Origin of the sequence: Streptomyces sp. NBC_00344 (assembly GCF_036088315.1) — a bacterium.
GTDB lineage: Bacteria > Actinomycetota > Actinomycetes > Streptomycetales > Streptomycetaceae > Streptomyces.
In genome coordinates this window covers 6,544,578-6,571,494 of record NZ_CP107996.1, presented here as the reverse complement: position 1 = coordinate 6,571,494, position 26,917 = coordinate 6,544,578, and the positions used below count along the sequence as shown (strand labels likewise).

Here is a 26,917-nt window from a genome sequence, read left to right as displayed (position 1 = left end):
CGTCAGAGATGCGCCGGGTCGAATTCCTGTCGCTGCGGGGCCGTGTCGGACAGCCAGGTCCGGTGCCACGGAGCCGCCGTACGGGGCCGGTCCTGCCGCGTCACGGGAAAGGTGATCTCGAATCGCGCTCCCCGTCCACCGGGGCCGTCCAGGACACGCAGCCGGGCGCGGTGGAGATCCGCCTGTTGCGCGACCAGTGTCAGGCCCAGACCCGATCCCGGGCTGTCGGCACGGCGCTGAAAGCGCTGGAAGACCGTCTGCCGGTGCTCCGGCGGCACTCCGGGCCCACGGTCGTCCACGGTGAGGACGACCGCCGGCGTGCCACCGTCGTGGGCCGCCCGCAATCGCACGGTCACATGCGCTCCTCCGTCCGCGGATCGGCCGTGCGCCAGGGCGTTGGCGAGGAGGTTGTCGAGGAGTGACCGCAGCCCGGGCTGCCATCCGTGCACCGTCAGGCCTTGATCGCTTTCGAGCGTCACCTCGGTCCCGGGGTGGGCGCGGCACACGTCGGACACCGAGGCGTCCGCGAGATCGGCCAGATCTACGGGCACGAAGGCGTCCGTCTCAACCAGGTCTCCCTGGGCGAGTGCCCGCAGCATCACCAGCAACCCCAGCAGACGGGCATGTCCGCACCGCAGGTCGTCCACGGTCTCCGCGCGGTCGGCGGGGTCGAGTTCGTGGAAGGCGTCGAGGATGTCGAGACTGGTCTGCATGCTCATCAGCGGGGTGCGGAGCTCGTGGGAAGCGGCGGCGGAGAACGAACGGGCCGTGGCCAGCGCCTCCGCGGTACGAGCGGCTTGTTCGTCGTAACGTGCGAGGAACGTCTGCAGGGTGTGGGCGAGGTCATCGACCTCGGTGATCCGCGTCGGAGCGTGGTCCAGACGGGCCGCGCTGGTACGGGGGTCCAGGCCGCTGGTCCGCTGCTGAAGGCGCCTCAGCGGCCTCGCGGCGCCTGCGGCCAGCGCCCACGCCAGGGCAGCGGACACCGGTGCGGCGAGCAGCGCGACGGCGATCACCCGGCCACGCACCAGCCGGATCTGAGCCTGGCTCGCGGCCTCGGGAGAGAACAGCCACAAGGTCGTCTGCTGTGCCCCCTCCCCACTGCCGGCCACCGGCATGGTTACGGCACGCCACGTCTTTCCGTCGGAGCGGACCGTGACCGGCTTCCTGGTCCGAGCCGGGAGGCGTACGGCCGGGTCGGGCTGCGATCCGTCCATGACCGTGCCGTCCGGTCCCGTCAGGCGGATGCCGATGTCCAGCGCGGCGGTGAACAGCTTGCGCTGGCGCGCCTGCTCGGCGCGAGGGCGGTCGGCCGATGTGGCCCGGAGCAGTCCGCGGGCAGCCGTCGCCACACTGCGCGCGCGCTCGTCGAGCCGTTGGTCGGCCTGCGCGTGCATGTCCTTGCTGACCAGGCCCACCAGCACCCAGCCCGAAGCCAGCACGAGCAGGGGCACCACAGCCCCGACCACGAGCGCGATCCGAGTGGACAGCCTCACGACCGTATCCCCCTCTCGCCGCTCCCGTCGGCGCGCAGGGCGAAGCCCACGCCGCGCACCGTGTGCACGATCCGCGGCCGTCCGCCTGCCTCCAGCTTGCGGCGCAGATAGCTCACAAAGGTGTCCACCACATCGGTGCGGACGTCGAAGTCGTAGCCCCACACCCGATCCAGCAGCTGATCACGCGTCAGGACGAGTTCCGCGTTACGGGCCAGAACCTCCAGCAGGTCGAACTCGCGCCGGGTCAGCTCCACCGGTCTGCCGTCGAAGTCGGCGGTGCGCCTCGCTGCGTCGAGCACCAGACGCCCGACGCGTATGGCGTCGTCGGCTGCCGGCGGCCGACGGCGCAGCAGAGCATGCAGCCGCAGCACCAGCTCGTCCAGGGCGAACGGCTTGACCAGGTAGTCGTCACCGCCGGCCTGCAGTCCGGCCACCCGGTCCGCCACCTCGTCCAGAGCTGACAGCATCAGCACAGGTGTGTCGTTGCCGTCGGCCCGAAGCCTGCGGCATACCTCGATGCCGTCGGTCCCGGGCATCGAGATGTCCAGCACCACGACATCGGGCGTCTCGCTGCTCACCTTCTCCAGCGCGGTCCTGCCACCGTCCGCCAGGCACACGGTGAACCCGTTCAACCGCAGGCCGCGCCCCAGTGACCGCCGGATCGACGCATCGTCGTCCACCAGCAGGACCCGTCCACAGCTGGCCGTCACACCCATTCCCGCCTCCGCACGCCGCTCCACCGACCACCGACCACCGACCACCGACCACCGAAATCATGCACCACGCTGCGGCGGGACTCCCAGGGGCCTCACGCTGCTGCCGGCCGCCCGGTCCGAACGACCACGAAGGGGCGGGCATCGGTCAGGCCTCGCGTTTCCCGGCAGCCGGGGCACGCGGTCGGGCCGGAGCCGCGGCCGACCGGCCAGGAGAATGCGGAGGGGAAATGGCGTTGCGCGCTCCGTGACCGGCCGGGATCCTCGCGTACCGGAGAGGGTAAAGATGGTCCACATCGTCCTGAACGTGTCGGCGCGCGATCTGGTGCATGCGGATCTGGCGTCGTGCGGGTGGTCGGGTTCCGCACACCACTTGGCAGGCGTCTCCGAGCAGTTGGAGCGTGTCCTGCTCTCGGAGCTCGGCAGCTCTACGAACGACTGGGCTACGTCGCAATCGGCCGTCAGCCTGATTCGTGGGATGAGCAAGCCCCTGACGGATCTCTGCACCGCCACGAAACGATGTGCGCGCTGATGCGCAAGGACCTCTGCTGAGCACGTTCACCGGCGACGGTTTGCGCGCTCAGGGCACCCGGTCGGCTCACATCCGAGTTGTGGCTGCCTGCTGTTCGATTGCACGTCGCACCGGACGAGCCGAAGGCCACCGCGCGCATGACGCGAGAGTGTCGGACGGCGTCGTCACCCTGTCTCCGCTGTACGCCGTGCCGACGACACCGGCGCGTATACCTGGCAGGCGAGGACGAACCGCTGGTGCGCCGGCTGAACGGGCGCCGGGACGCGAACGGGGGCTGAGGCGTACTGTCGCCGGTGCATGGAGCCATCGCCCGACCGGATCACCCGTTCAGCCGGACGCGGGGCTGCTCAGCCGGACGCGGGGCTGCGGAACTCCATCTTCACGACGTCGGCCGACACTCTCATGAACGCACTGACCTCACCGTCCAGCTGTGCTCGCGGTTCGTCCATCAGTGTGATCGAGACCGGCGCATGTTCTGCGAGGGAGATGGTGCTCCTGGAATCAACAGGCCCGTGCAGCACTCCGGAGCAGCGCCCGCCCTCAAAGGTGAGCTTGGCCTCCAGGCTGAGCATATGAGCGTCCTCACCCTCGGTGGTGAGCAGCGCCGGTCCGGTGTACTCCTGGTCGTCGATCATGCATTCAGCATCTACCCAGCTGTCAGACACCGCACATCGAAGGGCTCGCCCCTGCCCTCAGTTCGAAGTCGGTGTGCGCCGGTGCGCTGCCGGCTTCCGGACCTCCTCCGGACCCGGTCTCCGTGCCGGGCGCCCGTCCGTGAGTCCGCCAGGGACCCACGTGGCGGTGTCCCTACCGGCCGAGCGAGGATGCGGCCACCGGCGTCTGTGCGGGTCCTGGTCCCGCTTCGCCGACACCCTCGCCCGACGGCTCACCGCTGTCACCGGGTACCGCCCCGGTCAGGTGTCTTTGCCGGAACTCCGTCAGGAGCAGGCTCACGCCGGCGTCCGAGTCCGGCATCTGCTGCCCGTACCGGTCGTGCAGATAGTGCCGCCACTGCCCAACGGTGGGGACGACACCCAGATCGTCGACGTAGTGACAGAACACGGCGAAGTACCACTCGCCTGCCCTCTTCACATCGAGGACGCGTATCGCCGGCTCACCGGCGGGTTCCGCCCGACGGCCGCCCTCGTCGGAGCCGTCCGGTCCGGTCATGGCCCCCCTCGCATCCGTTTTGCCGCCCCTCGCGACACCGGCCCGGTCCGTTCCCTTCACGAAGGCTCCCCACGCCTCCGGGTGATCCAGGTCCGCCTCGGTGGGCATACGCCCCGCGGGCAACGCCGCCGGGCGGTTGCCCGCCGACGGAAGCTCTCCACCGGCCTGTTGGCCGGCCTTCGCGGCGAAGGCTGCGGCGGCGAGGCCGGAGGGGCCTGTTTCGGCGAGCGGGACGCCGTATTTGGCGAGCCGCAGGGGCATCAGGGATTCGATGGGGGCCTTGCGCCGCCAGTTGCGGCCGAACCGGGCCTGGAGGCGGGCCCGGTAGATCAGCCGGTCCTGTTCGAGCTTGATGACCTCGTCGTAACTGCGCAGCTCCCAGAGCTTCATGCGGCGCCAGAGCCGGAAGGTGGGAATGGGGGAGAGCAGCCACCGGGTGAGGCGGACGCCTTCCATGTGCTTGTCGGCCGTGATGTCGGCGATCCGGCCGACCGCGTGGCGTGCGGCCTCGACGCAGACCACGAACAGGATCGGGATCACGGCGTGCATCCCGGTGCCGAGCGGGTCCGGCCAGGCAGCCGCGCCGTTGAAGGCGATCGTCGCCGCCGTCAGCAGCCAGGCCGTCTGCCGCAGCAGCGGGAACGGGATGCGGATCCAGGTCAGCAGCAGGTCCAGCGCGAGCAGCACGCAGATCCCCGCGTCGATACCGATCGGGAAGACCAGCGAGAACGTGCCGAAACCCTTCTGTTCGGCAAGCCTGCGCACGGCCGCGTAAGAGCCCGCGAAACCGATCCCTGCGATGATCACCGCGCCTGCGACCACGACGGCGATGAGTATCCGGTGCGTGCGTGTCAGCTGCATCGCGGGCCCCCCGTTCGAATGTCACCGCTCATGATCATCCTGTCATCGAACGACTACGTCTGTCAGGCCGGTCGGGCGGGAGACCCGATGACTCAGCCCCTCTGCTCCGCCCGATCCGCCTTTTCCGCCTGCTTCACCGCAGATTCGCTGATCGACGGAATCTTCACCGGTCTCGATCCGCCACTACGGGGCGTCCGGAGCCGAGGCTGCTCCCCCGCTACCGTCACCGACGAGAACGGCCACCAGCCGCTCCGCCTGCTCGCGGGTGTCACCCGCGCCGTTCCAGCTGGTCATCAGGATGTGATGCAGGGTGCCGACGAGGGCGAGCGCCATGGAGGCGGTGTCGCCCCCTGCAGCGAGGCGACCGCGACGCTGTTCGGCATCAAGATATGCCGTGATCGCATCCTGGATCACCGTGAAACCGGGGGCGCCGGCGGCCAGCGCCTGGCGGATCCGGTCGGAGGCCCCTGGGCGGGTCATGGCAACGCCGACGATCGCGGGATGCAAGGAGTTCAGGACGGCGAGCGCGACCGAGACGAGATTGCCGGCCACAGTGGCCAGGCCGGCTCGTGAGCGGAGATCTGCCGTCCGGCTCGCGGTGCGCGAGAAGCGGTCCAGGACCAACTCCGCCACGAATTCGTCCAGTCCGGCGAAATGAGCGTTCAGCACACCCTTGGCACAACCTGCTTCCGCGGTGATGGCCCTTCCGGTGAGCGCCCCCGGCCCCTCCCTGACGAGAACCCGTTCCGCCGCGTCGAAGAGCCGTTCGCGAAGGTCGGGAATCGCCACTCCACGCGGTGACATAGGGCCTCTCCGGTTCCGAATTCGCGACGCTCCCCGGAAGCGAGGGGGATTGCCGGTATGGGCGCACGCCCATACTATTTGGGCGTGCGCCCATACTAGCGGCCGAGGGCGCCGCTCACTCAGGGAGGTACCTCATGCACATCGTCAACACCGCTCAGGCGCAGGCATGGAACGGGTACGAGGGCGAGCACTGGGCCCGGAACCAGGGCCGTTGGGACATGGTGAACCAGAGCTTCAACCCGCCGTTGCTCACCGCCGCCGCGATCGGGGAGCGCGACCGGGTACTTGATGTCGGCTGCGGTTCCGGAGCCACGACCAGACTTGCGGCCTGCCTGGCCAGGAGCGGCCGGGCCCTGGGTCTGGACATCTCGGCTCCGATGCTGGCACGCGCCGTGGAGACCGCACGGCTCGAGGGGATCGGCAATGTGACCTTCGAGCGTGGAGACGCCCAGGTCCACGCCATCGATGCCGGCGCATTCGACATCGTGATCAGCCGCTTCGGAGTCATGTACTTCGCCGATCCCGTTGCCGCGTTCACCAACATCGGCCGCGCTCTGCGCCCCGGTGGCCGACTGGCGTTCATCTGTGCTGCGGAAGCCAGGACCAATGAGTGGCTCGAAGCCATCATGACACTGCGGGACATCCTGCCCGTCGGTGATTTCGGTGCACCGGGCAGCCCCGGAATGTTCTCCCTGTCCGATCCGGACCTCACCTGCGCGATGCTTGCAGGCGCTGGATTCGAGCACATCGGCGCGGAGCGCCTGGAGGTGTACGGGACGTGGGGGCAGGACGCCGACGACACTGCGGCGTTCCTCCTCGGTTCCGGCCCCGGACGCCACCTGACCAGCCAGGTCACCCCACCGATCCGGGATCGGGCAGGCCGGAGACTCGCAGACAGTCTGCGCGCCCACCGGAAGAACGGGGAACTGCGACTGCGCAGCACCGCCTGGCTGATCACCGCCGATCGCCGGTCCTGAGCCGAATCACCTCGTGGGCCCCGCCCGGCATTTTCCTGGCGGGCGGTGACCGAGACGGCAGGGGACCGCACCTTCGGCCTGGTCTGCGGCGGCGACGGGGCGGGGCGCGCGGGGACCGACGTGCCGGAAAGCGAGGCTCCGCAGGTCAGATGGCAGAGGATGCGAGGGCCCGCCTTCCGGGGGATGGTGGAGTCATGGGGGCACCGCCACCTCGCCACTCGCTTCCCCAGGGGCAGCTTCAGGCGTCGCAGCGGTGAAGGAGGCCCGCGCCGGTCTTTCCCGGGCAGGCTTGGACCACACCTCTCGTCGTTGAGGGCTGCTCATGGATGACAGCACGAAGGTCTCTCTCGCCGCCGCCGTCGCGGCGGGCTACGTACTCGGTCGCACCAAGAAGGGGAAGCTCGGTCTTGCCCTCGCGTCGCTGGTGGTCGGCCAACGGCTACCCCGCAATCCGCAGGAACTTCTCAGCCAGGGTGTCCGCAGACTCGCGGAGAACCCCATGGTCGCGCCCTTGATCGAGCAGGCACGCGACGAGGTGTTGTCCGTCGGACGGACCGCACTGTCCGCGGCAGCGAACCGCCGCCTCGAGTCCTTTGCCGACGCCCTGGAACAGCGCACCTCCGCACTACGGGAACCCCGTGCGGAGGAAGACGAGGAAGAGGACGGCGACGCGGAGGACGACTTCGAGGAGGACGAGGAAGAGCCCGAAGAGGCCACCGACGGCGGGCCGGAGGATGAAGAGGAGCAAGACGAGGAGGAAGAAGAGGAAGAGGAGGAGCCTCCTCGTCGCCGTCCGGCGAAACGAACAGCCAAGCAACCCGCGAAGAAGACACCGGCCAAGAAGGCGCCAGCCAAGAAAGCAGCCGGGAAGAAAGCGCCTGCCAAGAAGGCAGCACCCAAGAGGACTCCGGCCAAGAAGGCGGCAGCCAAGAAGTCCACTGCCCAGAAGTCGTCGACCAGCAACCGCCGCAGGAGGTAACTCTCATGGCCACGAAGGACGACGACTCCACGGAAGAGAATGCTTCCGGCCTCGACCGGATCAAGGAAGAGCTGGCCGCGTATGCGGAAGCGCGAGGCCAGCGGTTGGTGGACTCCGCCGGCAGCAAACTCTCCGACCTGGCACAGGGCTTGGGCGATTCCGCCGACGGCAACGGTGGTCTGATGGATGTCGGGAAGCGGGTGCTCGGCGGCGAGAACCCGGTCAAGGCATTCGTCGGCGAGAAGGCCGGTAAGCTCAAGGACAAGGCTGTGGACACCGTCAAGAATGCCGTCGGGAGTGGCGGCAAGGCCGGGAACACCAAGGTCACCAACATCATCGAAGTCATCGACATCGGCAAGCCGTTGCGTCTGGTCTACGACCGGTGGACCGAACTCGAAGAGTTCAGCTCCTTCACCAAGGGCGTCACCAGCGTCAGCAAGTCGGACGAGATAGAAAGCGACTGGAAACTCAAGATCGCCTTCTCGAACCGCAGCTGGAAAGCCACCGTCCAGGAACAGGTGCCCGACGAGCGCATCGTATGGACGTCCGAGGGCGGCAAGGGATCGACGCGCGGCGACATCAGCTTTCACGAACTGGCCCCCAACCTCACGCGTGTCGTCGCCGTGGTCGAGTACTACCCGTCCGGCTTCTTCGAGAAGACCGGCAACATATGGAGAGCCCAGGGACGACGGCTGCGCCTGGATCTCAAACACTTCCAGCGCTATGTGACCCTCACCGACGACGAGGACGTCGAAGGCTGGCGCGGCGAGATCCGCGACGGGGAAGTCGTCCGCAGTCATGAGGAAGGGCTCGAAGACGACGAGCGGCCGGATGACGAGGAAGAGCCCGACGACGAGGAAGAGGACGAGCCCGAGGACGAGGACGACGAAGACTACGAGGACGAAGAGGAATTCGAGGACGAGGAAGACGAAGAGGAGGAGTGAGCACGCTCAAGTCGGCGGACGCCCGAGCCCGGCCGCGGTACGAAGACCGGGCCGGGCGTCTCATCGGGCGCGGGTCGGACGGTGGCCTTGCCCCGGCGAGCGGGTCGGGCGGAGCGGTCACGCAAGTCCGCTGTGTCAGGCGCGGTGACTGCTGTAATAGCCGGCGATCTGCTCGTGGTAGCCCGCGTCTTCGACATGCTTGTCCTTGTCGAATTCCGGGGAGTTCTTGATCTGGTCCTTGGTGAGGTCAACGAAGATCTTCCGCTCCGCTTCGTCGATGATCCGCACCGTACCCGCGGGGAGCAGGACGTGCTTACCGAGGATCCATACGCCGGTATCGACGACCAGGTAGGCGGAGTTGACGTCGTCCGAGTGTTTGTCGACCTTTCCGACACTGCCATCGGTGGCCTCGACCTTGTAACCGGTCAGGTCGATACCGGCGGCGTGACCGGAGGTCGGATGGTAGCCCCAAATATTGTCACTCATACAGCTCCCTCATTGAAACGCTTCGGATTCGACAGCGTTGAAACCCGTGGTCGCACGTCACCACCCGAAGGGTAGGGACGTGTGCTCAGAACACCGCATGCCCCGCACCTCTCCACTCACACAATCGGACACACAAAGGGCAACGCTTCATGGGTGCTTTTCCTTCGCGGTGCGGCAAAGGAAAGGGGTGGGTTCCGGCATGACCGAGCCGGAACCCACCCCATCGGGGACTTTCAAGAACGCCGTCTACCAGCGATACCAGCGGCCACGCTTGCCGCCTGCCGTCGGGCGGATGACGAAGCCGAGCAGCCACACCACCAACACGATAACGGCGATCCACCACAGAGCCTTGAGTGCGAAGCCCGCACCGAAAAGGATCAGAGCGAGCAGGAGAACCAGAAGAACAGGAACCATTGTTATCAACCTCCGAAGCACCGAGTGCCCCGGAAGAACCAGCTCACTCCTGTAAATCTTATGTAGTCCTTACGGCACGCTGTGTCACGACAATTTCCATGTGGCAACTGTCCGGGGTTTGAGCCCCCGACCTACGGCCAGACGTCCGGATGACACCGTTTTCGATACCGAGGATGTGAGTGGCTGTGGCAGCGGACGAGAAGGCGCGAGCCAAGGGTGAGCAGGCCGAGGGCAAGGCCAAGAAGGTGGCCGGCGGCGCCGTGGGCAACGAGTCTCTCGAGACCGAGGGGCGCGCCGAGGAGTCCACGGGCGACGCCCGCCAGGCGAAGGAGAAGGCCAAGGACGCCTTCAAGCACTGAGTGCCAACCGTCCCGCACTCGTTGGTCCCGGCGGATTCTGACTGCCGGGACCAACCGCTGTCCGGCCACCCCCAGCCGTGACAGTGAGGGGCCGGCGGACGTGACAGGACATCTGCACCACCTACCGGCAACCATGCGACAAGACCCGTAGCGCGCTCGGCCCGGCAGGGTCTCCGCCGCGGTCACAGCCCTTCGCCACCGTGCCCCGAACAGGAAAAGTAGCTGCCCTGGGGCAACAATGAAAGCAACCGACAGCGAGGGCGGTGGAGCCAGTGACATCGGATGAGCACCACCTCGCGGAACCCGAAGACCCGGATGCGCCGGACCAGGGCCGCACACCAGGGCACTACGGCAGCGAGGTGTTTCCGGCGGAGGCTCGCGGCGAAGGCGAGCGTATCGATCTCGGCGCCCGCGCCTACGACGGTGTGACGATGGCCCGGCTCAAAGCGCTGGGGGCGGGGCCGGGCTGGGACTGCCTGGACGTGGGCGCGGGGACGGGCTCTGTCGCCCGGTTGCTGCTCCAGGACGCGGGAGTGGCGAGGGTCGTCGCGGTCGACCAGGACGTTCGGTTCCTGGAAGCGCATCCGATCCCCGGCCTGACCGCCGTTCGGGCGGACATCACGGCCGAGGACTTCCACCTGGGCCGCTTCCGTCTGGTGCACGCCAGGTTCGTGCTGATGCATCTGGCAGACCGGGAGCGACTGGTCACCGCGCTCAGCAGGATGCTCGCACCCGGTGGTGTGCTGGTCCTGAGCGACGCCGCTGATCCGGTAGCGTCCGCCGGGGGCGCCACCGACACCCCCTTCACCAGGGTGATGCGCGCCATGTGGCAAGGACTCAGGGAAAGCATCGGCACCGACATCTCGTGGGTCGCCACCTATCCGCAGCTGCTGCGCGGCGCCGGACTGGCCGCGGTGGCGGCCGAGCTGCACGTGCCTCCGCTGGAGCCCGGCAGCCCCATCAGCCGTTTCTGGGCAGATACCTGGGACCGGTCCCGAACGGCGATGCTGGCCACCGGGCTGGTGGATGACGCGGCGATCGCCGCGGGAATCCGGTATCTGGACTCACCCGAGTGTGCCGGTCTGTCACCGGGGATGATTACCTGCTGGGGACGGAAACCCGAGGAGACCGGCCGCGCCGGCCGGCAGTGACGGTCGTGCGAGGAACACCTCGGGGAGACCCACCGGTACCCCGGACTCCTCGCCGTTCAGCACGCGCCCTGGATGATCGATGCGGTGAGACGTCCGGCCGCCGCGGGGTCCAGGGGTTCGTGACCCAGCAGGAAGCGGTACCAGAAGACGACGTACACCTGATCCACCAGCAGGTCAAGGTCGCATTCCTCGGGGAGTTCGCCACGCTCCCGGCCCCGGACAAGGACCTCGTGCAGCGCAGCACGCCGGGCCCCGGTGAACTCCCGCATCATTGGACCACCTGATCGGCGCGGTCCCACATCGCGTCCAGCAGGACGGCACCCTTCGACGGCCACCAGCGGTAGAGGGTCTGCTTGCCGACGCCCGCCTCGCGCGCGGTGGTGCTGACGGTTACTGACGCGCCGTCCGCTTCCGCGAGCAGCCGCAGCGCCGCGTCGAGGATCGCCTGTCGCGCGGCTTCAATGCGACGGCGACCGGTGTGGGGTCGCGCCGGCCGGCTGACGGTTCGCCGGGAACAACGGCCCCCTGCGCTGCAGAGCGTGCGCCTCGCCATCCATGTACCCGGTCGATCACCGGCTCCGGCTCCCGGCTGCCCCACGAGGCGCCGGACCACCGACGCCGGCACCTTCCGCAGCTGCGAGGTTCTTCGGGGTGCTGTGCCGGAGCTCGGTCTACTTGGCGGCGATGATGTCCGTGGTCCGGATCTCCGGCTCGCGGGCCAGCAGATCGGGGGCGATGTCGCCGAGCGCCTTGGCGATCTCGCCCCCCAGGTGCGCCGCACGGCCCTCCTCCGACTCGAAGGTGTCGAAGATTCCGAACTCCCTGCGGCCTGTCCTGAAGGCGTACCAGGTCACCGTCTGCTCCTCCGCATCGGCCAGCGCACGGCCGCTCTCCAGGAAGGCGGCCAACGCGTCCTCCTTGCCGGGTTTGGCTTCCAGGCGGACGAGCAGACCCAGTTTCACCGACATGCGAATTCTCCTGCTCTTCAACCGGATGAGTCCACGGGGGCGTGCTGAGACCCGTCCCCGTGGCGAAGCGGATCGGCGTCTCTTCCTACCAGTCGGCGGGCAGCCGGCAGGCCTCGGCCACGGAGCAGTTCCGTACGGAGCACCAGCATTCACGCGAACGCGGGACGGCACGGGACGGGCACGTCCGCCGGACCGGAGACGACAGGCCGACCGCTGTCCGATGTGCCGGCTGGGGTGGTGTCCGAACACCCGCCCCCTCCGCGCCGGCGCGGAACACCGGTGCTGGTCCGACAGGGTGATCCGCGCCCGCCCTGCCGGGGCGCGACCCCTGACTCCGCCTGATTGCCTGTTAGTTTCGCCCTTCTCTGCACGCCGATCGGGCAGAGCCGTCCGACGGACGTGGGTCTTACCGCAGTAGAAACGGAGCCGGGTGTGAGTGATCCGAACGAGGGTCTGAAGAGTTCGGCCATTCCCTCACTGGATCGCAGAGGATTCTTGAAGTCTGCCACCCTCGCCGTGGCCGGGCCGGCCGTCGTGGGCGCTGCTGCCACACCCGCAAAGGCGAGCGTAGGAGGCGCTGTTGCCCGGCTCATGGACACTCCTGGCGAAAGCCGGGACGCGGAATGGATCAAGGGCGCCCTCCAGGTAGCGGTGGAGCTGGAACTGGCAACCATCCCGCCGTATCTGTGCGCGTGGTGGTCCATCAAGGACCGCTCCAGTGAATGCGCCCGTCTCATCGCCGGGATCATCAACGATGAGATGTACCACATGGGGCTGGTCTGCAACCTCCTGGCGGCCGTCGGCGGGACACCGAGGATCGCCGACGCGGTGCCCAGCTATCCCGGACCGCTTCCCGGAGGTGTCCGGCAAGGCCTGACCGTCTATCTCTCCGGTCTGACCAAGGGGTATGTCCACGATGTCATGATGGCCATCGAAGCTCCGGAGGCCCCACTGGCACGGGTGGCAGGGCCGCCGAGTATCGGGTCTTTCTACACCGCGCTGCTGACTGCGTTTCACGAGGTCGGCCCGGCGCTGTCGCCGCAGCGACAACTGCCGCACCGGGTAGGCGCCGACAACCTGGTCGTGATGCGGACCCTGGACGACGTCGAGAGGGCCATCGAGATCATCAAGGAGCAGGGCGAGGGCACCGACGCATCGCCCGATGCGCCGTTCAGCAATCACACACCCGCCCACTACTACGCGTTCGGCGAGATCTACCACGAACGGCGGTTGAGCGAGTCCAACGGGGTGTGGGAGTTCACCGGAGCGGCCGTCCCGTTCCCCGACGCGCGTCCGATGGAAGTCGTTCCCTCGGGCGGCTGGCCTTCACCGGCCGGGCGTGTCCAGCGGCTCCTTCGTGAGTTCGACCGGAAGTTCACCACGATGCTCAACGACCTCGAAGATGCCTGGGCCACCGGTGATCCAGGTGCGCTCGACAGCGCGGTGCGGGCGATGCGCTCACTGGAATCGCCGGCCATCAGTCTGATGGGCATCCCGACACCCGGGGGTTCCGGTACCTACGGCCCGCAATTCCGTTCATTGCCGCGCCGCCCCGGCGCGACAGTCGGTGCGACGTCCTGACCCGGCACATGCCCGGAGGACACCGAACACGGCAGTCGCTCCGGCCGTCAGGCGGTCCTGAGGTGACGCGGCGATCCATGCGGTCACCCGTGCGTGCCGATTGACCCTGCGCCGAGGCGACCCCACACGTGAACCGTCACGGGGTCTGCACGCGCCGCAACCACGGCGCGTTGCCGGAGCCACCCGAGCGAGCTTCGCCGGCAGTGCTCGCCGGGCGGCGGCTCGGCCGTGATCACGGTCCACTGCTGACCTGCTGCCAGTGCTCCGGCACCAACCTGCCCTGGGTGCCCGCGGTGCGTGTCATGCTCTGAGGGATCTTGATGAGAGCGTGGGCGCTTGCCCGCCCGCGATGTCCGCCGATGGGAGCCCTCGCCAATGGCCCGTCAGATGCCCCGGGACCACAGAAGCCAACACCCTGGATATCCGGCTGCGGCGGCGGTGTTCGCGGTCGGCATGGCCGGGACCACACTGCCCACCCCGCTGTACGGGCTCTACCGGGATCAGCTCGGCTTCTCCGAGCTGATGGTGACAGTGGTGTTCGCCGTCTACGCCCTTGGGGTGATCGCCACTCTGCTGCTGGCGGGCAACGTGTCCGACGACGCGGGGCGACGGCCCGTGCTGCTGTGCGCCCTCGCGTTCTCGGCGGCCAGCGCCCTCTGCTTTCTTTTCGAGGGCGGCCTTGTTCCGCTGTTCGCCGGCCGGTTGCTGTCGGGGCTCGCCGCTGGACTGTTCAGCGGGGCGGCGACCGTCACGGTGATGGAACTGGCGCCACCCGGCCGGGAGGGGCGGGCCGGGCTGGCCGCGACGGCCGCGAACATGGGCGGGTTGGGCTGTGGCCCCCTGCTGGCGGGGCTGCTTGCCGAGTACGCACCGTGGCCGCTGCGCCTGACGTTCGTGGTGCATCTGACGCTGGTGGCAGCTGCCGGGGTGCTGACCTGGTTCCTGCCGGAGACGGTCCGCCACGCGAGTGGTCGCCTTCGGCTCCGGCCTCAGGGGCTCGTGGTGCCGGCCGAGGTCCGGGGTGTCTTCCTGCCCGCGGCGCTCGCCGCGTTCGCCGGTTTCGCTCTGCTCGGGCTGTTCACGGCAGTGGCCCCGGCCTTCGCTGCCGAGACTCTCGGGGTGCACAACCTGGCCGTTACCGGGGCGGTCGTCTTCTCCGTCTTTCTGGCCTCCACGATCGGGCAGTCACTCATGGGCCGAGTGGGGGTCCGCCGAGGCCTGCCGGGCGGATGCTTCGTCCTGGTCGTCGGACTGGTGCTCGTCGGCACCTCGTTGGCAGTCGAGTCACTGCCCGTGCTCGTGTCCGGCGCGATCTGCGGTGGGCTCGGCCAGGGGCTCTCGTTCCGCGCGGCGATGACCGCGATCAGTGGGGCCGCACCGCCGGAACAGCGGGGCGCGACGGTCTCGGCATTCTTCGTGGCCGCCTATGTCGGCATCTCCCTTCCGGTGGTAGGTGTCGGCGCTCTGACCCTGTGGCTGGGACTCAGGGGCGCCGGACTCGTTTTCACGGCCTGCGTCATGGTGCTGGCGCTGTCCGCTGGACTGTATGTGGCACGGCGGTTCGCCACCGAAGACTGAAACCCACGGGCTTCCACCGCCGGTTGCACTCCTCATGACGCACCGGAAGCCGGGACGCACGGCGAGTGGGCCCGCGTCCACCAGGGCGCTCGCACCGGCCGCTGCGGTAGCGGGCGGACATGCGAAAGCCCGGCCCTTGTGACGGGCCGGGCTCCGCTGGGTGGGATTTGCGTGAATTACCCCCCGTGGGGCCTTATGCCCCCGGTGTACCGGGCCTCGCGCCAACGCGCCCAGCAACCACACAAACGGATTCGTCCGGGCTAGCAGACGTCCCCACGACCTGGTGTTGCCCGATCGACTCGGGCCTTAACCACGTCCATTAGGCGTTGTTTCCCTACCGGAGTCAAACCGTCCGGTGCCCGTCGGATACCACCGGACAGTGCAACCGTCATCGACCTGCACCGACAGTTGTTTCTTTGTGTCACCGGTGTCACCTTCCGCCAATTCCCCGGATGGGACCGGATTCAGGAAAACAACTCGAGTAAGCATGGGACGCGGAGAGGGCACTGAGGCGGTTGAACACGGAGCGGAAAGTTGTGGCTAAAGGTTCAAAGACCAAGGAAACGGATTTAGTTGTGACCTGGTTGGAGACGGGCTTATCGTGGTCGAATTCAGGTTCCCGAACGGGTGATCCCGGTCAACGCCAACTGACCACGTCGCTTTGATCGTTTTCGGGGCCAACCGGGCTAGAGACAAAAGACCAAGGAAATCCGATGAGCCGTCTCCTCATGTCCTGTGCCGACTTCATCGCCGGTCGAACCGGCAGCCGTGCGGCACCCGCAGGACCGGACGCCACCGCGTGCGTCTCCCACCTCCCGTACGCCAGCGAACGCCACCTCGTCGTCCCCGTACGTCTGGTGGTGCTTGTGATCGTGCTCGCCTGCTTCGTCGCCGGCTTCGCGGCACTGCTGCGCGACGGTTACACGCCGACCGACACGGTCAGCGTCCTGTCCCTGGCCTCCGTCGCCGCTCTCGAAGCCGTGCGCCGCGCCAACGTCCTGGTCCGCCGCCGCTGACGGCGCCGTCACCCCAACCCCGTGTGCCGGTACCGGCCCTGCTCCGGCAGGGCCGGTACCCGCGCACCCCGGCGCCCAGTACTTGGGAGGACTCCATGGGACGCCCCGAGAAGACCATCACCACGTACAGCACCCCCGCAGGCGGCTTCGGCTGCCGGCTGCGCGGCGCACGCGACCGCGCGGGCAACCCCGGCTATCGGAAGATGGCCCAGGTGTGCGGCCTGAGTTTCGCCACTCTGTCGAAGGCCGCGGCGGGCGACCGGATGCCCACCTGGCCGGTTACCCAGGCCTTCCTCATCGCCCTCAACCACCTCTCCCCCGGCGGACGGCCCCGCGAGGACCTGGCCGACTGGTACGAGAAGTGGGAACGTGCCACGGAGCGCGACCTGGAACAGCCCGGCGGGCTGCGCCATCACACCCCGCGCCATGCCCGCACGGAAAAGCCTGTGGTGCGGCCGCGGACCGCTGAACCGCTCAATGCCACCACCGCCCTGCACTTCATGCAGCAGCTGCGGATCCTCAAAGCCTGGACGGAACTGTCGATGGAACAGATCTCCAGGCGCACCACGCAGTGGCCCCACGGCCAGCGCCTGGCGACCAGCACCATCAGCGACACCTTGCGCCGCGACGCATTACCGAGATGGGCCTTCGTGCATGCGTTCGTCACCGCCTGCGGAGGCCGCCGCACCGACCTCATCGCCTGGGAAACCGCCTGGAGCAGCATTCGCATCGCCCAGCTACTGGCCGCCGCTCCCAGTCCCACCGCGGGGCTGCGCAGTATCAAGAAGGAGATGGACCTGGCCACCGGCGCGGCCGTCGAACGTGTGCAGGAAGCCGCTCAGCACCTGAGGCTGGCCGCCCGCATTCCTCACCAGCCCACCGACGAGAACTGGCTGCGCCCCGCCGTGACCTCGCCCGATGACATGCCGTCGGAATGGGTAACGCCTTCGGAGGTACCCGCCGCATGGCTCGCCGCGGCTCTCGAACCTCCCAGCAATCAGGCCGCCTTCGACGGCGACTGAGATCTGTCCCGCCCGTGATCCCGCAGGGCGTCCGCCGGGGACCATGGGGTGACCCCGGGGACAACCGACGGCCGGGCCTGCGTACGTGCTTCGCAGGCCCGGCCGTTCAGCCGTACAGCACCGGGCCTATCAATGCCGCCGACGCCCGGTGGCTGTCAGGAGGATGTCGCCCCGTCGTCGGGCACCGCGGCAGGGCCGAGCATGTGCGGCAACACGTTGGCCAGGTAGTCCTCGACGGTCGCTACGATCCCCACATCCGCGTGGGCCCGCTCGGACAAGTACCAGCGGTGCTCCAACAGGTCGTGGTAGAGCTGCGCCGCATCCATCCGGCCGCGCAGCTCCAACGGAACGGCACGCACGGCCGGCCGGAAGACGTCGCGCACCCAGCGGTGGGCCAGTACTTCGGGCCGCGCTCCCAGGGGGTCGCCCGGCGCGTAGTCGTCCTGGGTGGCCATCCAGCTCTCCAGGTCATTGAGCAGGCTCCGCGCCTGGTTCTCCTCGGTGTCCAGACCGGTCAGGCGCAGCAGTTGCCGCTGATGGTGGCCGGCGTCCACCACCTTCGGCAGGAAGGTCACTGAGTCGCCGGCCGGTGAACGCTGGATCTGCATCTCGGCGACATCGAATCCCAGATCATTGAGCCGGCGTATACGCCGGTCGATGTAGTGCCGTTTGCTCGTCGGGTAGACCGACTCCCTGGTCAGCTCATGCCACAGATCTGCGTAGCGCCGGACGATCGTCTCCCCGAGGGTCACCGGATCGACCGAAGGATGAAGCGAGCCGCCCGCCTCCAGGTCCATCAGCTCGCCTGCGATGTTGACGCGGGCCAGCTCGATGTCGTACTCACGCTGTCCAGAGGTGAGCTGCGGCTGGATCTGCCCGGTCTCGGCATCCACCAGATATGCGGCGTACGCGCCGGCGTCGCGGCGGAACAGGGTGTTGGAGAGCGAGCAGTCGCCCCAGGCGAACCCGACCAGGTGCAGTCGCACCAGCAGCACAGCCAGCGCGTCCAGCAGCCGGTTCATGGTGTCCGGCCGCATGGTGGTCTCGAACATCGACCTGTAGGGCAGCGAGCCATTCAGGTGGCGGGTGATCAGAACCGGTTCCAGCTGCTCGCCGTCCGGGCCGACGCGCCCGGTCACCACGGCGATCGGATCGACGGCGGGAATGGCGAGGCGATCGAGATCGCGCAGTAGCCCGTACTCGCGCACCGCCGCCCACTCGCTCACCTCCTTGATCGCGACGACTTCCTCACCTGCCCGTGCGAAACGCACCACGTGCCGGGAGATACCACGGGGCAGCGCCACCAGACTCCCCTCCGGCCACTGTTCGAGCGGGATATTCCATGAGAGGTCGAGGATGTCCGTCGGGTGCCCCGCATCGGTAGCTCTGATCTGCAATGTCATGGCACTCCTCAGGCTCTCGTCCGCCGTGGTCGAGCAGCGGTCATGGTAGATGGCCTCCTCCCCCGGCGGCGCACGACCCGGTACCCGGGAACTCCACGGCCCGCACAGGAGGCGGCCGACAGCCGGGAGGATGATCCGGGACAGCCCCTCCGCGCCGGCAAGTACCGAGGACAGCCTCCTGGGCCGCCGCCCATCCCGGACCGGCCCGCCTCCGCTCGCTCCACCAGGCACACACTGAACACACGGAGCACCAAGGGTCCCATCCGATGGCCGGAGGGTGTCACGTGAGGTAAGCAGAGGTATGAGTTCGCTGCGGCTCCCGCGCTCACCCCAAAAGCCACGACGGTACTCGATGCCTCTCTTGGCGGTGCCGTTCGCGCTGATCGCGGTCGTCACCGTGGTGGACCTCCTGGCGCCGCCGGATGTACATCTCGGGCCGTTTCTGGTAGCGGCACCCGCGGTGACGGCGTCGTTCGCCGGCCCCCGCATGACGGCCCTCGTCGGCGCTGTCGCCGTACTCGCGCAGTCGCTCGTCGCCGGCGCTCGCACCAGCCTCACCGACCTCAACCACACCTACCAGATCGTGGCGCTCTTTCTGATCTCCGTCTTCGTCACCTTCTTCGCCTATCTGAGGGAGAAGCACGAACGGGAGATGTCCCATCTTCGATGGGTGGCTCAGGCAGTGCGGCAGGCGGTGATGCCGCCCCTTCCCGAGCGGAGCGGCGCGTTGCACATCTCGTCCGTCTACCTCGCCGCCGAGGCCGAGGCGCAGCTGGGCGGCGATCTGTACGCCGCCGTTCGCCAGGCAGGTGGAACGCGCGTGATGGTCGGCGATGTGCGGGGCAAAGGCCTCGACGCCATGGGTGAGGCGGCCGGACTGCTCGGTGCCTTCCGAGTGCTGGCACACCGGGAACCTGGGCTGCCCGAGGCGGTGGCCCAGCTGGACGCCGCCGTCACAGCGGACGGGACCGGCACCATGAAGCCGGGGCGCCAGGAGGGCGGCAGTGCGGAGGCCTTCGTCACCGCGGCCGTGATGGATATCCCTGACACCGTTCCGGAACTCCGTCTGGTCAGCTGTGGTCACCCGCCGCCACTCATCCTGCGCGCCGGCCACGTGCATGCGCTCGATGTAGGGGACCCCGCACCGCCCCTGGGGCTCGGGCATCTGCTCGACGTGGTGTTCGAGGAGCAGACCTTCGCCTTCGGCGTGGGCGACGTCCTGCTGCTGTACACCGATGGGGTCATCGAGGCCCGCGACGCCTCGGGGCGTTTCTATCCCTTGTCCGACCGGCTGGCGTCCTGCGGCGGGGGCGGGCCGGATGCTCTGCTTCAGCATCTGTGCGCCGATCTCCTCGATCACGCCGATGGTCACCTTGGGGACGATGTGGCCATGGTCGCCATCGAACGGCTTCCGGCAGACCGATGACGCATCTGTACCGCACCCACCTCGCCACCGCCCCGTTCCAGAAAGCGCGACCCGCTCCACCTCGGTTGTCCCCTTCAACAGCTCTGCGCGCTCCGCGCTCAACGCAGTCCATGCAGAGGCTGTGCGTGTTGCCGACAGGTACTCCTGGCCCTCTGTCGACGGGATGGCGCTGAGCTTGCCCGCCGATCGACTCCGCCCGTGCCCATCCAACAGGCCGCACCTCACGCGAGGTTGTGGAGGGCCCCGTGAACTGCGCCGGCCGCCCCCCGGGGCGCACGACCGTGTGGTGAACGTGTCCGAGCCCCGGAACGACCGGCTCTGCGCAGGCGGTCAGCGGTGGGAACGGTGACTCCGGATGCGGGGCTGGGCTTTTCGGGTGACGGTGGAGACACTCACGTATTCCAGCCATGGGAGAGTCATGATCGTCAAACTTTTGCATGAGAAGGGCCTCCGGAGCGACCACGCCTACACCGTCGCGTGCCTTGCCATCGGACTATCCGTGGCCTCGTGGGTGACGTCGATGAAGGTGGAACCGCTGGGCGTGGACCGTGCCGACCGGTGGGGGATCTTCGTCGCCACCTGGCCGGCGACCTGGTTCGGCCTCGGAGCGGCACTCGAGCAGTACGAGAGGGCCGAGACGGCCGGGCCCATTGCGTCGACCTTCGGGGACGGCTGACTACGGAGGTGAACCCGCCCGTCAGCTCGTCGGCATCCTCGACGGACGGGCACGCTGCCCGCCGGCCCTTCCGGACGCCGGCGGTACCGCGCATCATTCGGTACCCCACATGCTTGATCTTGTACGGTCGGTGCTCTGTTCCGATGCCCGCCACCCGGTGACGCAGAGCCCAGACGAGGATCAGCGATGGACGTAGCCGAGAACCGCAATGTGCCGTACATGCCCGGGGACGGTGCGCGAAGCAGACTGCTCGACGTCTATCAGCCCGGCACCGTACGGCCCGGTATGCCCAGCGTGCTGCTCTGGCACGGCATAGGTGCCGACGAGCGCGACGTCCTGGCGCCCCTAGCCCGCGAGATCGCGGGGCGCGGCATGCATGTCTTTGTTCCCGACTGGCGCTCCGACATGCCCGACGGCGGGCGTTCCCACCTGCTGGCATCCCTGCGTTACACACAGGAGAACGCCACCGCTCACGGGGCGGACGGACAGCGCATCGTGCTGGCCGGATGGTCGGCGGGAGCGGGCGCGGCGGCCGGGGTCGCTCTGCGGCCCGAACTCTTCGACGGCTGGCGGCCGGCGGCCGTGGTCGGCATCGCCGGCGACTACGGCAGGCCCGCCCGCACCACCGGCACAGCCCCGCTGGACGACCTGGCGGAGGTGGAACCGACCGGCATTCCGTTCGGGCTCATCCACGGTTCAGGCGACTCGACGCTGGGCAGCGGCAGTTCGCGTGCGTTCCACCGTGCGCTGCGGCACCACCAGTGGCCCGCGCAGTTCGACGAACCCGACACCGACCACGCCGGCGTCATCATGTCCGAGTACGATCCGGCGCTGCGCAGGTGCCGGAGCACATCTGCCCCGCATGCCCTGCGAGCCGGAGCGTGGACTGCCCGTCTCATCGCCTCGGCGGCTGCGCCGCCGGCATCGGACGGTGCCTCACGGACGCGGGCTTCGGTTCACCACGGTGAGGGGCCCGCCGTCCCGTGACGGTAGCGGGCGCACCCGCCCAGTAAGTGAAGCCGGGGCAGAGCTCGAGGCCGGACGCGGAGCATCCGCCGTGGGCGTCGCCGGTCAGACGACCCACTCCGCCGTCATCCCGGTGACCGCGCTGCCGTCGAGGTCGGCAAGCTTGGCGCCGACAAAAGCCCGTGCCCAGTCGGACGTCTGGCAGCGGAAGGCGGGGTGCTCGGCCGTCAGCGTCTCCACCACGACGGCCGCTGCCTCGGGCGACGTCTGGGCCGCGGCGAACGCATCCGCGGTACGCGCAAGATATGCCTGCATGGGGGGCGCGTACGGGCCCGCCTTCTCGGCACGTTCCTGCACGGAACGGACATCGACGTTGCGGACGAACTCGCTTGCTACGGCGCCCGGCTCGACAAGGCTCACCCTGACGCCCAGGCGTGCGGCAACGGGGTGGAGGGACTCCATGTACCCCTCGACCGCGAACTTGGCTGCGCAGTAAGCCTCGTTGAACGGCTGGCCGATCACACCACCGACGCTGCTCACGGTGATGATCCGTCCCTGCGCGGCTCGCAGGTGCGGCAACGCGGCAGCGGTCACGGTCAGCACACCGAAGAAGTTGACCTCCATCACCTTCCGCGCCTGCTCCACACCATCGATCTCCAGCGTGCCCACATGCCCGGCGCCCGCGTTGTTGATGAGTGCGTCCAACCGTCCGTGGTCGGCGACGACGGAGGCCACGCACAGCTCGGCGGAGGTGGTGTCGGTGACATCGAGCGGCCGGATCTCGACTCGGTCGGCGACCCCCGCCTGTTCGGCAGCGGTCCGCAGCGCCGGTGCCCTTGTGGTGTCGCGCATGGTGGCTACTACCCGCCAGCCCGCGCGGGCTGCGGCGACTACCGTTTCCAGGCCGATACCGCTCGATGCTCCGGTGATCAGCACGGTGGGCGGAGCAGAGTCCACGGCGGCGGCTCGATTCTGTGGGAGGAGTTGATGCCCGTCTCTCGCGGGCTCGGCGCGGTGTTCCCCTTCCGGGGGCGCACCGCCATTCTGCTGGCTGGAGCGAACTCGAAGCCAAATGGGCGCGACCGACGGTGCTCCACGCGAGCGAGCCGCGGGCATCGCCACCACCCGCCGGTGGCACGGCCCTTCGTGGACACGACCGGACTCTGCGGTCGAGCAGCCTGCCGGCTCACCACCCGCGACGGCCCCCCCGCTTCGGCTGCCCGTCCACCAGGACCGCACCCGGAGGACCTGCCCGGACGTCCGCCCGTCACCTCACATGGCCTCGACCGCGGCTTTGATCCGCTGCCCGAACGCAGGTGCGTCCTTGCGGGCTGCGCCGACGGCGAGTCCGGCCAGGAGTTTGCCCACGCCGTGACCTTCCAGGACGTTGAAGATACGTACCCGGGTGCCCCCCTCGCCTGTGGTCTCGAGGTCATATCCTCCCTCGACAGCTGTCACCAGGTTCTTGGACCGCTCATGCCAGCGGATTCGGTTCGGCGGTTCGAACTCATTGATCTCGAATTCCCTCGCCGTCTTCATACCCGCGTCCTTGACAGTGCTTCGGTACACCGTGCCCACCGCCGTCGGCCCCGGCGACGTCTTTTCGATCTCGATGACGCGAGGACTGAACTCACGGTCATGCTCTCCATCGGCCAGATAAGCGAAGACCTCACCTATCGGACGTTCGATATCTACTTTCGCTTCGAACTGGTTACTCATGGATGCTCCTCATCAGTCATTCACGTCGCGGATTCGGCAGATCGGTCAGGGACCTGATGCACAAGCCAGACGGCAACAGTGCTGCTCTTCGTCTGTCACGGGGTAATCGATGAGTGAAAGCCATGGCGTCGAATGAGCGTATGCCTGCAGGCCGACGGCGACAGTCACCGCTTCGGCGTTCGCGTTGACCTGATTTTCACACGCGGCCATAAATAGATTGTACTGCCGCACAACGGAGGCAGCAGGCTGGGCACGGCCCCGAGCGACCCGCCCGCCGTGTGAGCTTCAGGAGGCCGGTCCACTTCTATTCACCGTACCGGCCGCCGCGCGCTGATCCGCTGCGGACTGCGGGAGACCCCATAGAATCTGACCGGATCAGAGGAATGCGCACAGCCGAAAGCAGGGTGCATGCTTGCCGTTGCGATCATCGTGGGAATTCTGTTCGTCTGGACGCTTCTCGCGCACCGGCTGGCGCGATGGAGTATTTCCGCACCCATTGCCATGATGGCAGCGGGTATCGCGCTGACCAGCGGCTCGCATCCCCCACTCCATTTCGACCTCGACACACACACCTTCGAGCACGTGGTCGAGGTGATTTTGGCTCTGCTCCTCTTCGTTGATGCCATCGAAGTCCCCGGAGGGGTCCTCGGCAGAGAAAAGGCCCTTCTCACACGCCTGCTGGCAGGTGCGCTGCCGCTCACCCTGTTCGCTGCGTTCCTGACCGCCCTCGCCTTCTTCCCCGATCAGCCGGGCTGGGTCCTGGCGATCCTCGCGACGGTCGTCGTGCCCCTGGATCTGGCACCCATCTATGCGGTCATCCGCGACAGCAGGATCCCCTCGCGGCTGCGCGACGTACTCAATGTGGAGGGAGGCCTGAAGGACGGCATCATCTCGCCGGTCTACCTCCTCTGTATCGCCGCCTACACAGAATCCCACGGCAAGGGTGCCCACTACGCGGACGCGGTACTCGAAGCAGTCGGCGCAGCCTCATGGGCCGTCGCCACGGGCCTGGCCGTGGGCTGCACGGCAGGATGGCTGATGCGCCAGTCCTGGTCACACCGGTGGACCGAGCCCTCAGCGCTGCGGTTGGGTGTGCTCTCGGTTCCCCTGGCCGCGTACACCTTGTCCGGGGCGCTGGGTGGGAACGGGTTCGTCGCCTCCTTCGTCGCGGGTGTGTGCTTCGCCCCGGCAGCGAGGCAGCTCCCGGAAAGCGCGGTTGAGATGACCGCTGATCTGGCCACTCTCCTGACCATCGCGCTGTGGTTCCTCTTCGGGCAGATCGTCAATGACCAGTTCTGGGACGGACTTCACCTCGCGGTGATTCTCTACGCACTGATCGCCATCTCACTGGTCCGTATGGTCCCGGTCCTGCTGTCACTCGCGGGGTCGGGGCTGAAACTGACCGACAAGCTCTTTCTGGGCTGGTTCGGTCCCCGGGGCGTGACATCCATCGTGTTCGGCTCCCTTGCGGTCACCGAACTGCCGCCCAGCAGTGGTGACTTCGTTTCCGGCATCATGGTGATGACAGTCATGATGAGCATCGTGCTGCACGGCCTGAGCTCCGAGCCGATCGGCCGGTTCTACGGACGCGCCAGGAAGGCCGGGACACCCGCTCCCACCCGCTGAACCGCCTGTCGGCCGGGCCGCCCTCAGCCGTGATGCGTTCCGGCGCCCAGGGTCATGGCCTCTCGCCGGTGAGGGCCTCGGCGCACGCCCTGCCACGTGCTCATGCGCGCAGCCGGCATGGTGAGAACGATTCGCCTGTCGTGGTGCGTGCGATCCGTGCGCCGGGATGCCGGCGTCATCCACACCCGGAACACCGCCCCGGCGGCAGCGGGGGCTCAGCACCACCCCCCACACGGTCCTCAGCCCCACTGACACGGTCAGGTGCTCCGTCGCACACTCATCGACATCGGTTCGCACACCGACACACCGACCAATCGCTTCCGGGGGAGCACGTCATGCCAGAGCACATCCGATCCGGATTCACCCGGCGGGGGATCGTACGCGGGACGGCCGCGATCGCCGCGGCAGGCGGGATCCTCAGTATGGGTGGTGGAAGGGCCTCGGCCGTGCCGTCCCGGGCCGCGCGCCCGCACCCGGCCGGCCAAGACCGACACCATCCCTTCCTGAGCGGTGCCTTCGCGCCGGTGACCGAAGAGCTCACCGTGTTCGACCTGCCGGTGACCGGGCGTATCCCCCGCGAGCTGGACGGCCGCTATCTCCGCAACGGGCCCAATGTTCTCGGTCTTGAGGATCCGCGGGCGCACCACTGGATGCTCGGCGACGGGATGGTGCACGGAGTACGACTGCGCGAGGGCCGCGCGGAGTGGTATCGCAATCGATGGGTCAGGTCCGCCGCCGTCTCGCAAAAGCTGGGCGAACCCGGCCCTGGCCCCGTTCCGGACAACGACTTCGCGTGCAACACCCATGTGATCCCGTACAAGGGGCGCATACTCGCGATGCAGGAGAGCGGCCCGCTGCCCTACGAACTCGACGGCGAGCTGAACACGCTCCGCCCGTACGACTTCCGCGGATCACTGAGCGGTGCGTTCACCGCGCACACCAAATTCGACGCCAAGGCCGACGAACTGCACGCGATCACGTACTACCCGACGTGGGACCACGTACGGCACCTCGTCGTGGACCGCTCGGGGCGAGTGGTGCGAACGACGAGGATCCCGGTGGCCGACAACCCGATGATGCATGACTTCGCACTGACCGAGAAGCATGTGGTGATCTTCGATGTGCCGGTCACATTCGATCCGGTGGCGGCCGAGGCCGGTGCGTTGGTGCCGTACGTCTGGAACGACAGGCACCCGGCGCGGGTCGGCGTGCTGCCGAGGGATGCGAGCAGCGCGGGCGGGCTCCGGTGGTTCGAGGTGGCTCCCACCTTCTATTCGCACACCCTCAACGCCTACGACGAGGGCACGTCCGTGGTCATCGACCTGACCACGATGCCGGCGCCGTTCTACGCGGCGGGACGCGGCACCGACGGCCCCACCGCGCTCGGTACACCCGCCCTCGACCGCTGGACCGTGGACCTGGTCCGGGGCCAGGTCCATACGCGACGCATCGACGACCGGCCGCAGGAATTTCCGCGGGTGAACGAGTCACTGGTGTCCCGACGGCACCGCTACGCCTATGCGGCGGGGGCCGCTGAGATGTGGCAGGCGTATCTCTCCGCCGACGGTGTGCCGCCGGATCGTTTCTTCACCAACGCCCTGATCAAGCACGATCTGTTCCGCGGTACCACCCAGGTACACCGCTTCCCGCGGAACGCCGCGGTCGGCGAGGCCGTGTTCGTCCCTTCGGAGGCGCATGCGGCCGAGGACGACGGCTATGCCCTCGCCTATGTGCACAATCCGGAGCGCGGCGCAGCCGATCTGGTGATCCTGGCCGCGGAGGACTTCTCCGGCGAGCCGGTGGCGCGCATCCATCTGCCGGGCCGGGTCCCGCTGGGCTTCCACGGAAGTTGGGTCCCCAGCTGACGGACGGCAGGGTGGGCACGGCGCGCGCGACGACTCGCCGGGCCGAGGGTGGGCAAGGGGGTGCCCGAGGGGCAGAGGGCTGCGGCACGCGGGCAGCCACGGGCCGACGAATCGACGCCGTGCCTGTAGCGTTGAATCCGATTCCCGCCGCGGGAATTCAGTCGCGCCGTCGATGAACCAATTGA

27 protein-coding genes and 1 pseudogene are annotated in these 26,917 nt (G+C 68.2%); 15 read left to right on the top strand and 13 right to left on the bottom strand.

Annotated elements, in window-relative coordinates; translation table 11 throughout:
• Positions 1 to 2 precede the first annotated feature (2 nt).
• Positions 3 to 1,496 (bottom strand): sensor histidine kinase, encoded by a 1,494-nt coding sequence (locus tag OHS16_RS29790; RefSeq protein WP_328540346.1) that lies wholly within the window; start codon positions 1,494 to 1,496, stop codon positions 3 to 5.
• The gene (locus tag OHS16_RS29785; protein WP_328540345.1) at positions 1,493 to 2,212 is read right to left on the bottom strand and encodes a response regulator transcription factor; all 720 of its coding nucleotides are present in this window, start codon (positions 2,210 to 2,212) and stop codon (positions 1,493 to 1,495) included. The genes OHS16_RS29790 and OHS16_RS29785 overlap by 4 nt, the downstream gene beginning before the upstream one ends.
• A gap of 283 nt (positions 2,213 to 2,495) precedes the next feature.
• Here OHS16_RS29785 and OHS16_RS29780 point away from each other — a divergent pair.
• Positions 2,496 to 2,761: pseudogene (locus tag OHS16_RS29780) on the top strand (hypothetical protein).
• 327 nt (positions 2,762 to 3,088) lie between these two features.
• On the opposite strand, the gene OHS16_RS29775 reads toward OHS16_RS29780, so the two are convergent.
• The 3 genes from OHS16_RS29775 to OHS16_RS29765 form a co-directional block, all read right to left on the bottom strand.
• Positions 3,089 to 3,376 carry a hypothetical protein gene (locus tag OHS16_RS29775; RefSeq protein WP_328540344.1) on the bottom strand — a complete coding sequence of 96 codons (288 nt, stop codon included), beginning with the start codon at positions 3,374 to 3,376 and terminating at the stop codon, positions 3,089 to 3,091.
• Positions 3,377 to 3,548: 172 nt separating this feature from the next.
• Entirely contained in the window at positions 3,549 to 4,772 is a 1,224-nt protein-coding gene (locus OHS16_RS29770) for a DUF2637 domain-containing protein (RefSeq protein ID WP_328540343.1), read from the bottom strand.
• A gap of 183 nt (positions 4,773 to 4,955) precedes the next feature.
• Positions 4,956 to 5,576: a TetR/AcrR family transcriptional regulator gene (locus OHS16_RS29765; RefSeq protein WP_328540342.1), complete on the bottom strand. Its 621-nt coding sequence runs from the start codon at positions 5,574 to 5,576 to the stop codon at positions 4,956 to 4,958.
• A gap of 134 nt (positions 5,577 to 5,710) precedes the next feature.
• Between OHS16_RS29765 and OHS16_RS29760 the strand changes: the two genes are divergently transcribed.
• From OHS16_RS29760 to OHS16_RS29750, 3 genes are all read left to right on the top strand, one after another.
• Complete coding sequence (locus OHS16_RS29760; protein ID WP_328540341.1) at positions 5,711 to 6,553, top strand: class I SAM-dependent methyltransferase; 843 nt, start codon at positions 5,711 to 5,713, stop codon at positions 6,551 to 6,553.
• Positions 6,554 to 6,875: 322 nt separating this feature from the next.
• Positions 6,876 to 7,532: a hypothetical protein gene (locus OHS16_RS29755; RefSeq protein WP_328540340.1), complete on the top strand. Its 657-nt coding sequence runs from the start codon at positions 6,876 to 6,878 to the stop codon at positions 7,530 to 7,532.
• A gap of 5 nt (positions 7,533 to 7,537) precedes the next feature.
• Complete coding sequence (locus OHS16_RS29750; protein ID WP_328540339.1) at positions 7,538 to 8,476, top strand: SRPBCC family protein; 939 nt, start codon at positions 7,538 to 7,540, stop codon at positions 8,474 to 8,476.
• Positions 8,477 to 8,611: 135 nt separating this feature from the next.
• Here OHS16_RS29750 and OHS16_RS29745 read toward each other — a convergent pair whose 3' ends face one another.
• Both OHS16_RS29745 and OHS16_RS29740 read right to left on the bottom strand, forming a co-directional pair.
• Entirely contained in the window at positions 8,612 to 8,962 is a 351-nt protein-coding gene (locus tag OHS16_RS29745) for a PRC-barrel domain-containing protein (protein WP_328540338.1), read from the bottom strand.
• A gap of 246 nt (positions 8,963 to 9,208) precedes the next feature.
• Positions 9,209 to 9,376, bottom strand: coding sequence for a DUF5670 family protein (locus tag OHS16_RS29740; RefSeq protein WP_328540337.1), 168 nt, complete (start codon positions 9,374 to 9,376; stop codon positions 9,209 to 9,211).
• 185 nt (positions 9,377 to 9,561) lie between these two features.
• On the opposite strand from OHS16_RS29740, the gene OHS16_RS29735 reads away from it, so the two are divergent.
• Together OHS16_RS29735 and OHS16_RS29730 are read left to right on the top strand one after the other, a co-directional pair.
• Positions 9,562 to 9,735: a CsbD family protein gene (locus tag OHS16_RS29735; protein ID WP_328541033.1), complete on the top strand. Its 174-nt coding sequence runs from the start codon at positions 9,562 to 9,564 to the stop codon at positions 9,733 to 9,735.
• A 272-nt stretch (positions 9,736 to 10,007) separates the two neighbouring features.
• Entirely contained in the window at positions 10,008 to 10,886 is an 879-nt protein-coding gene (locus tag OHS16_RS29730; RefSeq protein WP_443042714.1) for a class I SAM-dependent methyltransferase, read from the top strand.
• 56 nt (positions 10,887 to 10,942) lie between these two features.
• Here the strand turns inward: OHS16_RS29730 and OHS16_RS29725 are convergent, their stop codons facing one another.
• From OHS16_RS29725 to OHS16_RS29715, 3 genes are all read right to left on the bottom strand, one after another.
• Positions 10,943 to 11,158, bottom strand: a complete 216-nt coding sequence (locus OHS16_RS29725) for a TetR-like C-terminal domain-containing protein (protein WP_328540336.1) — start codon at positions 11,156 to 11,158, stop codon at positions 10,943 to 10,945.
• Complete coding sequence (locus OHS16_RS29720; protein ID WP_328540335.1) at positions 11,155 to 11,439, bottom strand: TetR/AcrR family transcriptional regulator; 285 nt, start codon at positions 11,437 to 11,439, stop codon at positions 11,155 to 11,157. The genes OHS16_RS29725 and OHS16_RS29720 overlap by 4 nt, the downstream gene beginning before the upstream one ends.
• 118 nt (positions 11,440 to 11,557) lie before the next feature.
• Positions 11,558 to 11,854: a putative quinol monooxygenase gene (locus OHS16_RS29715; RefSeq protein ID WP_328540334.1), complete on the bottom strand. Its 297-nt coding sequence runs from the start codon at positions 11,852 to 11,854 to the stop codon at positions 11,558 to 11,560.
• 495 nt (positions 11,855 to 12,349) lie between these two features.
• Between OHS16_RS29715 and OHS16_RS29710 the strand changes: the two genes are divergently transcribed.
• The 4 genes from OHS16_RS29710 to OHS16_RS29695 all read left to right on the top strand — a co-directional run bounded on the left by OHS16_RS29710 (position 12,350) and on the right by OHS16_RS29695 (position 17,051).
• Positions 12,350 to 13,435: a ferritin-like domain-containing protein gene (locus OHS16_RS29710; protein WP_328540333.1), complete on the top strand. Its 1,086-nt coding sequence runs from the start codon at positions 12,350 to 12,352 to the stop codon at positions 13,433 to 13,435.
• A 387-nt stretch (positions 13,436 to 13,822) separates the two neighbouring features.
• Positions 13,823 to 15,013 (top strand): MFS transporter, encoded by a 1,191-nt coding sequence (locus tag OHS16_RS29705; RefSeq protein WP_328541031.1) that lies wholly within the window; start codon positions 13,823 to 13,825, stop codon positions 15,011 to 15,013.
• A gap of 713 nt (positions 15,014 to 15,726) precedes the next feature.
• Positions 15,727 to 16,029, top strand: a complete 303-nt coding sequence (locus OHS16_RS29700) for a hypothetical protein (RefSeq protein WP_328540332.1) — start codon at positions 15,727 to 15,729, stop codon at positions 16,027 to 16,029.
• 95 nt (positions 16,030 to 16,124) lie between these two features.
• Positions 16,125 to 17,051 (top strand): hypothetical protein, encoded by a 927-nt coding sequence (locus tag OHS16_RS29695; protein WP_328540331.1) that lies wholly within the window; start codon positions 16,125 to 16,127, stop codon positions 17,049 to 17,051.
• A gap of 155 nt (positions 17,052 to 17,206) precedes the next feature.
• Here the strand turns inward: OHS16_RS29695 and OHS16_RS29690 are convergent, their stop codons facing one another.
• The gene (locus tag OHS16_RS29690) at positions 17,207 to 18,454 is read right to left on the bottom strand and encodes a DUF4032 domain-containing protein (protein ID WP_328540330.1); all 1,248 of its coding nucleotides are present in this window, start codon (positions 18,452 to 18,454) and stop codon (positions 17,207 to 17,209) included.
• Between the two features lie 352 nt (positions 18,455 to 18,806).
• On the opposite strand from OHS16_RS29690, the gene OHS16_RS29685 reads away from it, so the two are divergent.
• From OHS16_RS29685 to OHS16_RS29675, 3 genes are all read left to right on the top strand, one after another.
• Complete coding sequence (locus OHS16_RS29685; protein WP_328540329.1) at positions 18,807 to 19,880, top strand: PP2C family protein-serine/threonine phosphatase; 1,074 nt, start codon at positions 18,807 to 18,809, stop codon at positions 19,878 to 19,880.
• Positions 19,881 to 20,298: 418 nt separating this feature from the next.
• Positions 20,299 to 20,556, top strand: a complete 258-nt coding sequence (locus OHS16_RS29680; protein ID WP_328540328.1) for a hypothetical protein — start codon at positions 20,299 to 20,301, stop codon at positions 20,554 to 20,556.
• Positions 20,557 to 20,742: 186 nt separating this feature from the next.
• Positions 20,743 to 21,543: an alpha/beta hydrolase gene (locus tag OHS16_RS29675; protein WP_328540327.1), complete on the top strand. Its 801-nt coding sequence runs from the start codon at positions 20,743 to 20,745 to the stop codon at positions 21,541 to 21,543.
• A gap of 84 nt (positions 21,544 to 21,627) precedes the next feature.
• On the opposite strand, the gene OHS16_RS29670 is transcribed toward OHS16_RS29675, so the two are convergent.
• Together OHS16_RS29670 and OHS16_RS29665 are read right to left on the bottom strand one after the other, a co-directional pair.
• On the bottom strand, positions 21,628 to 22,479 hold the full coding sequence (locus tag OHS16_RS29670) for an SDR family oxidoreductase (protein ID WP_328540326.1): 852 nt from the start codon (positions 22,477 to 22,479) through the stop codon (positions 21,628 to 21,630).
• Between the two features lie 315 nt (positions 22,480 to 22,794).
• Entirely contained in the window at positions 22,795 to 23,241 is a 447-nt protein-coding gene (locus OHS16_RS29665) for an SRPBCC family protein (protein WP_328540325.1), read from the bottom strand.
• Between the two features lie 408 nt (positions 23,242 to 23,649).
• Between OHS16_RS29665 and OHS16_RS29660 the strand changes: the two genes are divergently transcribed.
• Together OHS16_RS29660 and OHS16_RS29655 are read left to right on the top strand one after the other, a co-directional pair.
• Positions 23,650 to 24,867, top strand: a complete 1,218-nt coding sequence (locus tag OHS16_RS29660) for a cation:proton antiporter (protein ID WP_328540324.1) — start codon at positions 23,650 to 23,652, stop codon at positions 24,865 to 24,867.
• Between the two features lie 335 nt (positions 24,868 to 25,202).
• Positions 25,203 to 26,732, top strand: coding sequence for a carotenoid oxygenase family protein (locus tag OHS16_RS29655; protein ID WP_328540323.1), 1,530 nt, complete (start codon positions 25,203 to 25,205; stop codon positions 26,730 to 26,732).
• Positions 26,733 to 26,917 lie beyond the last annotated feature (185 nt).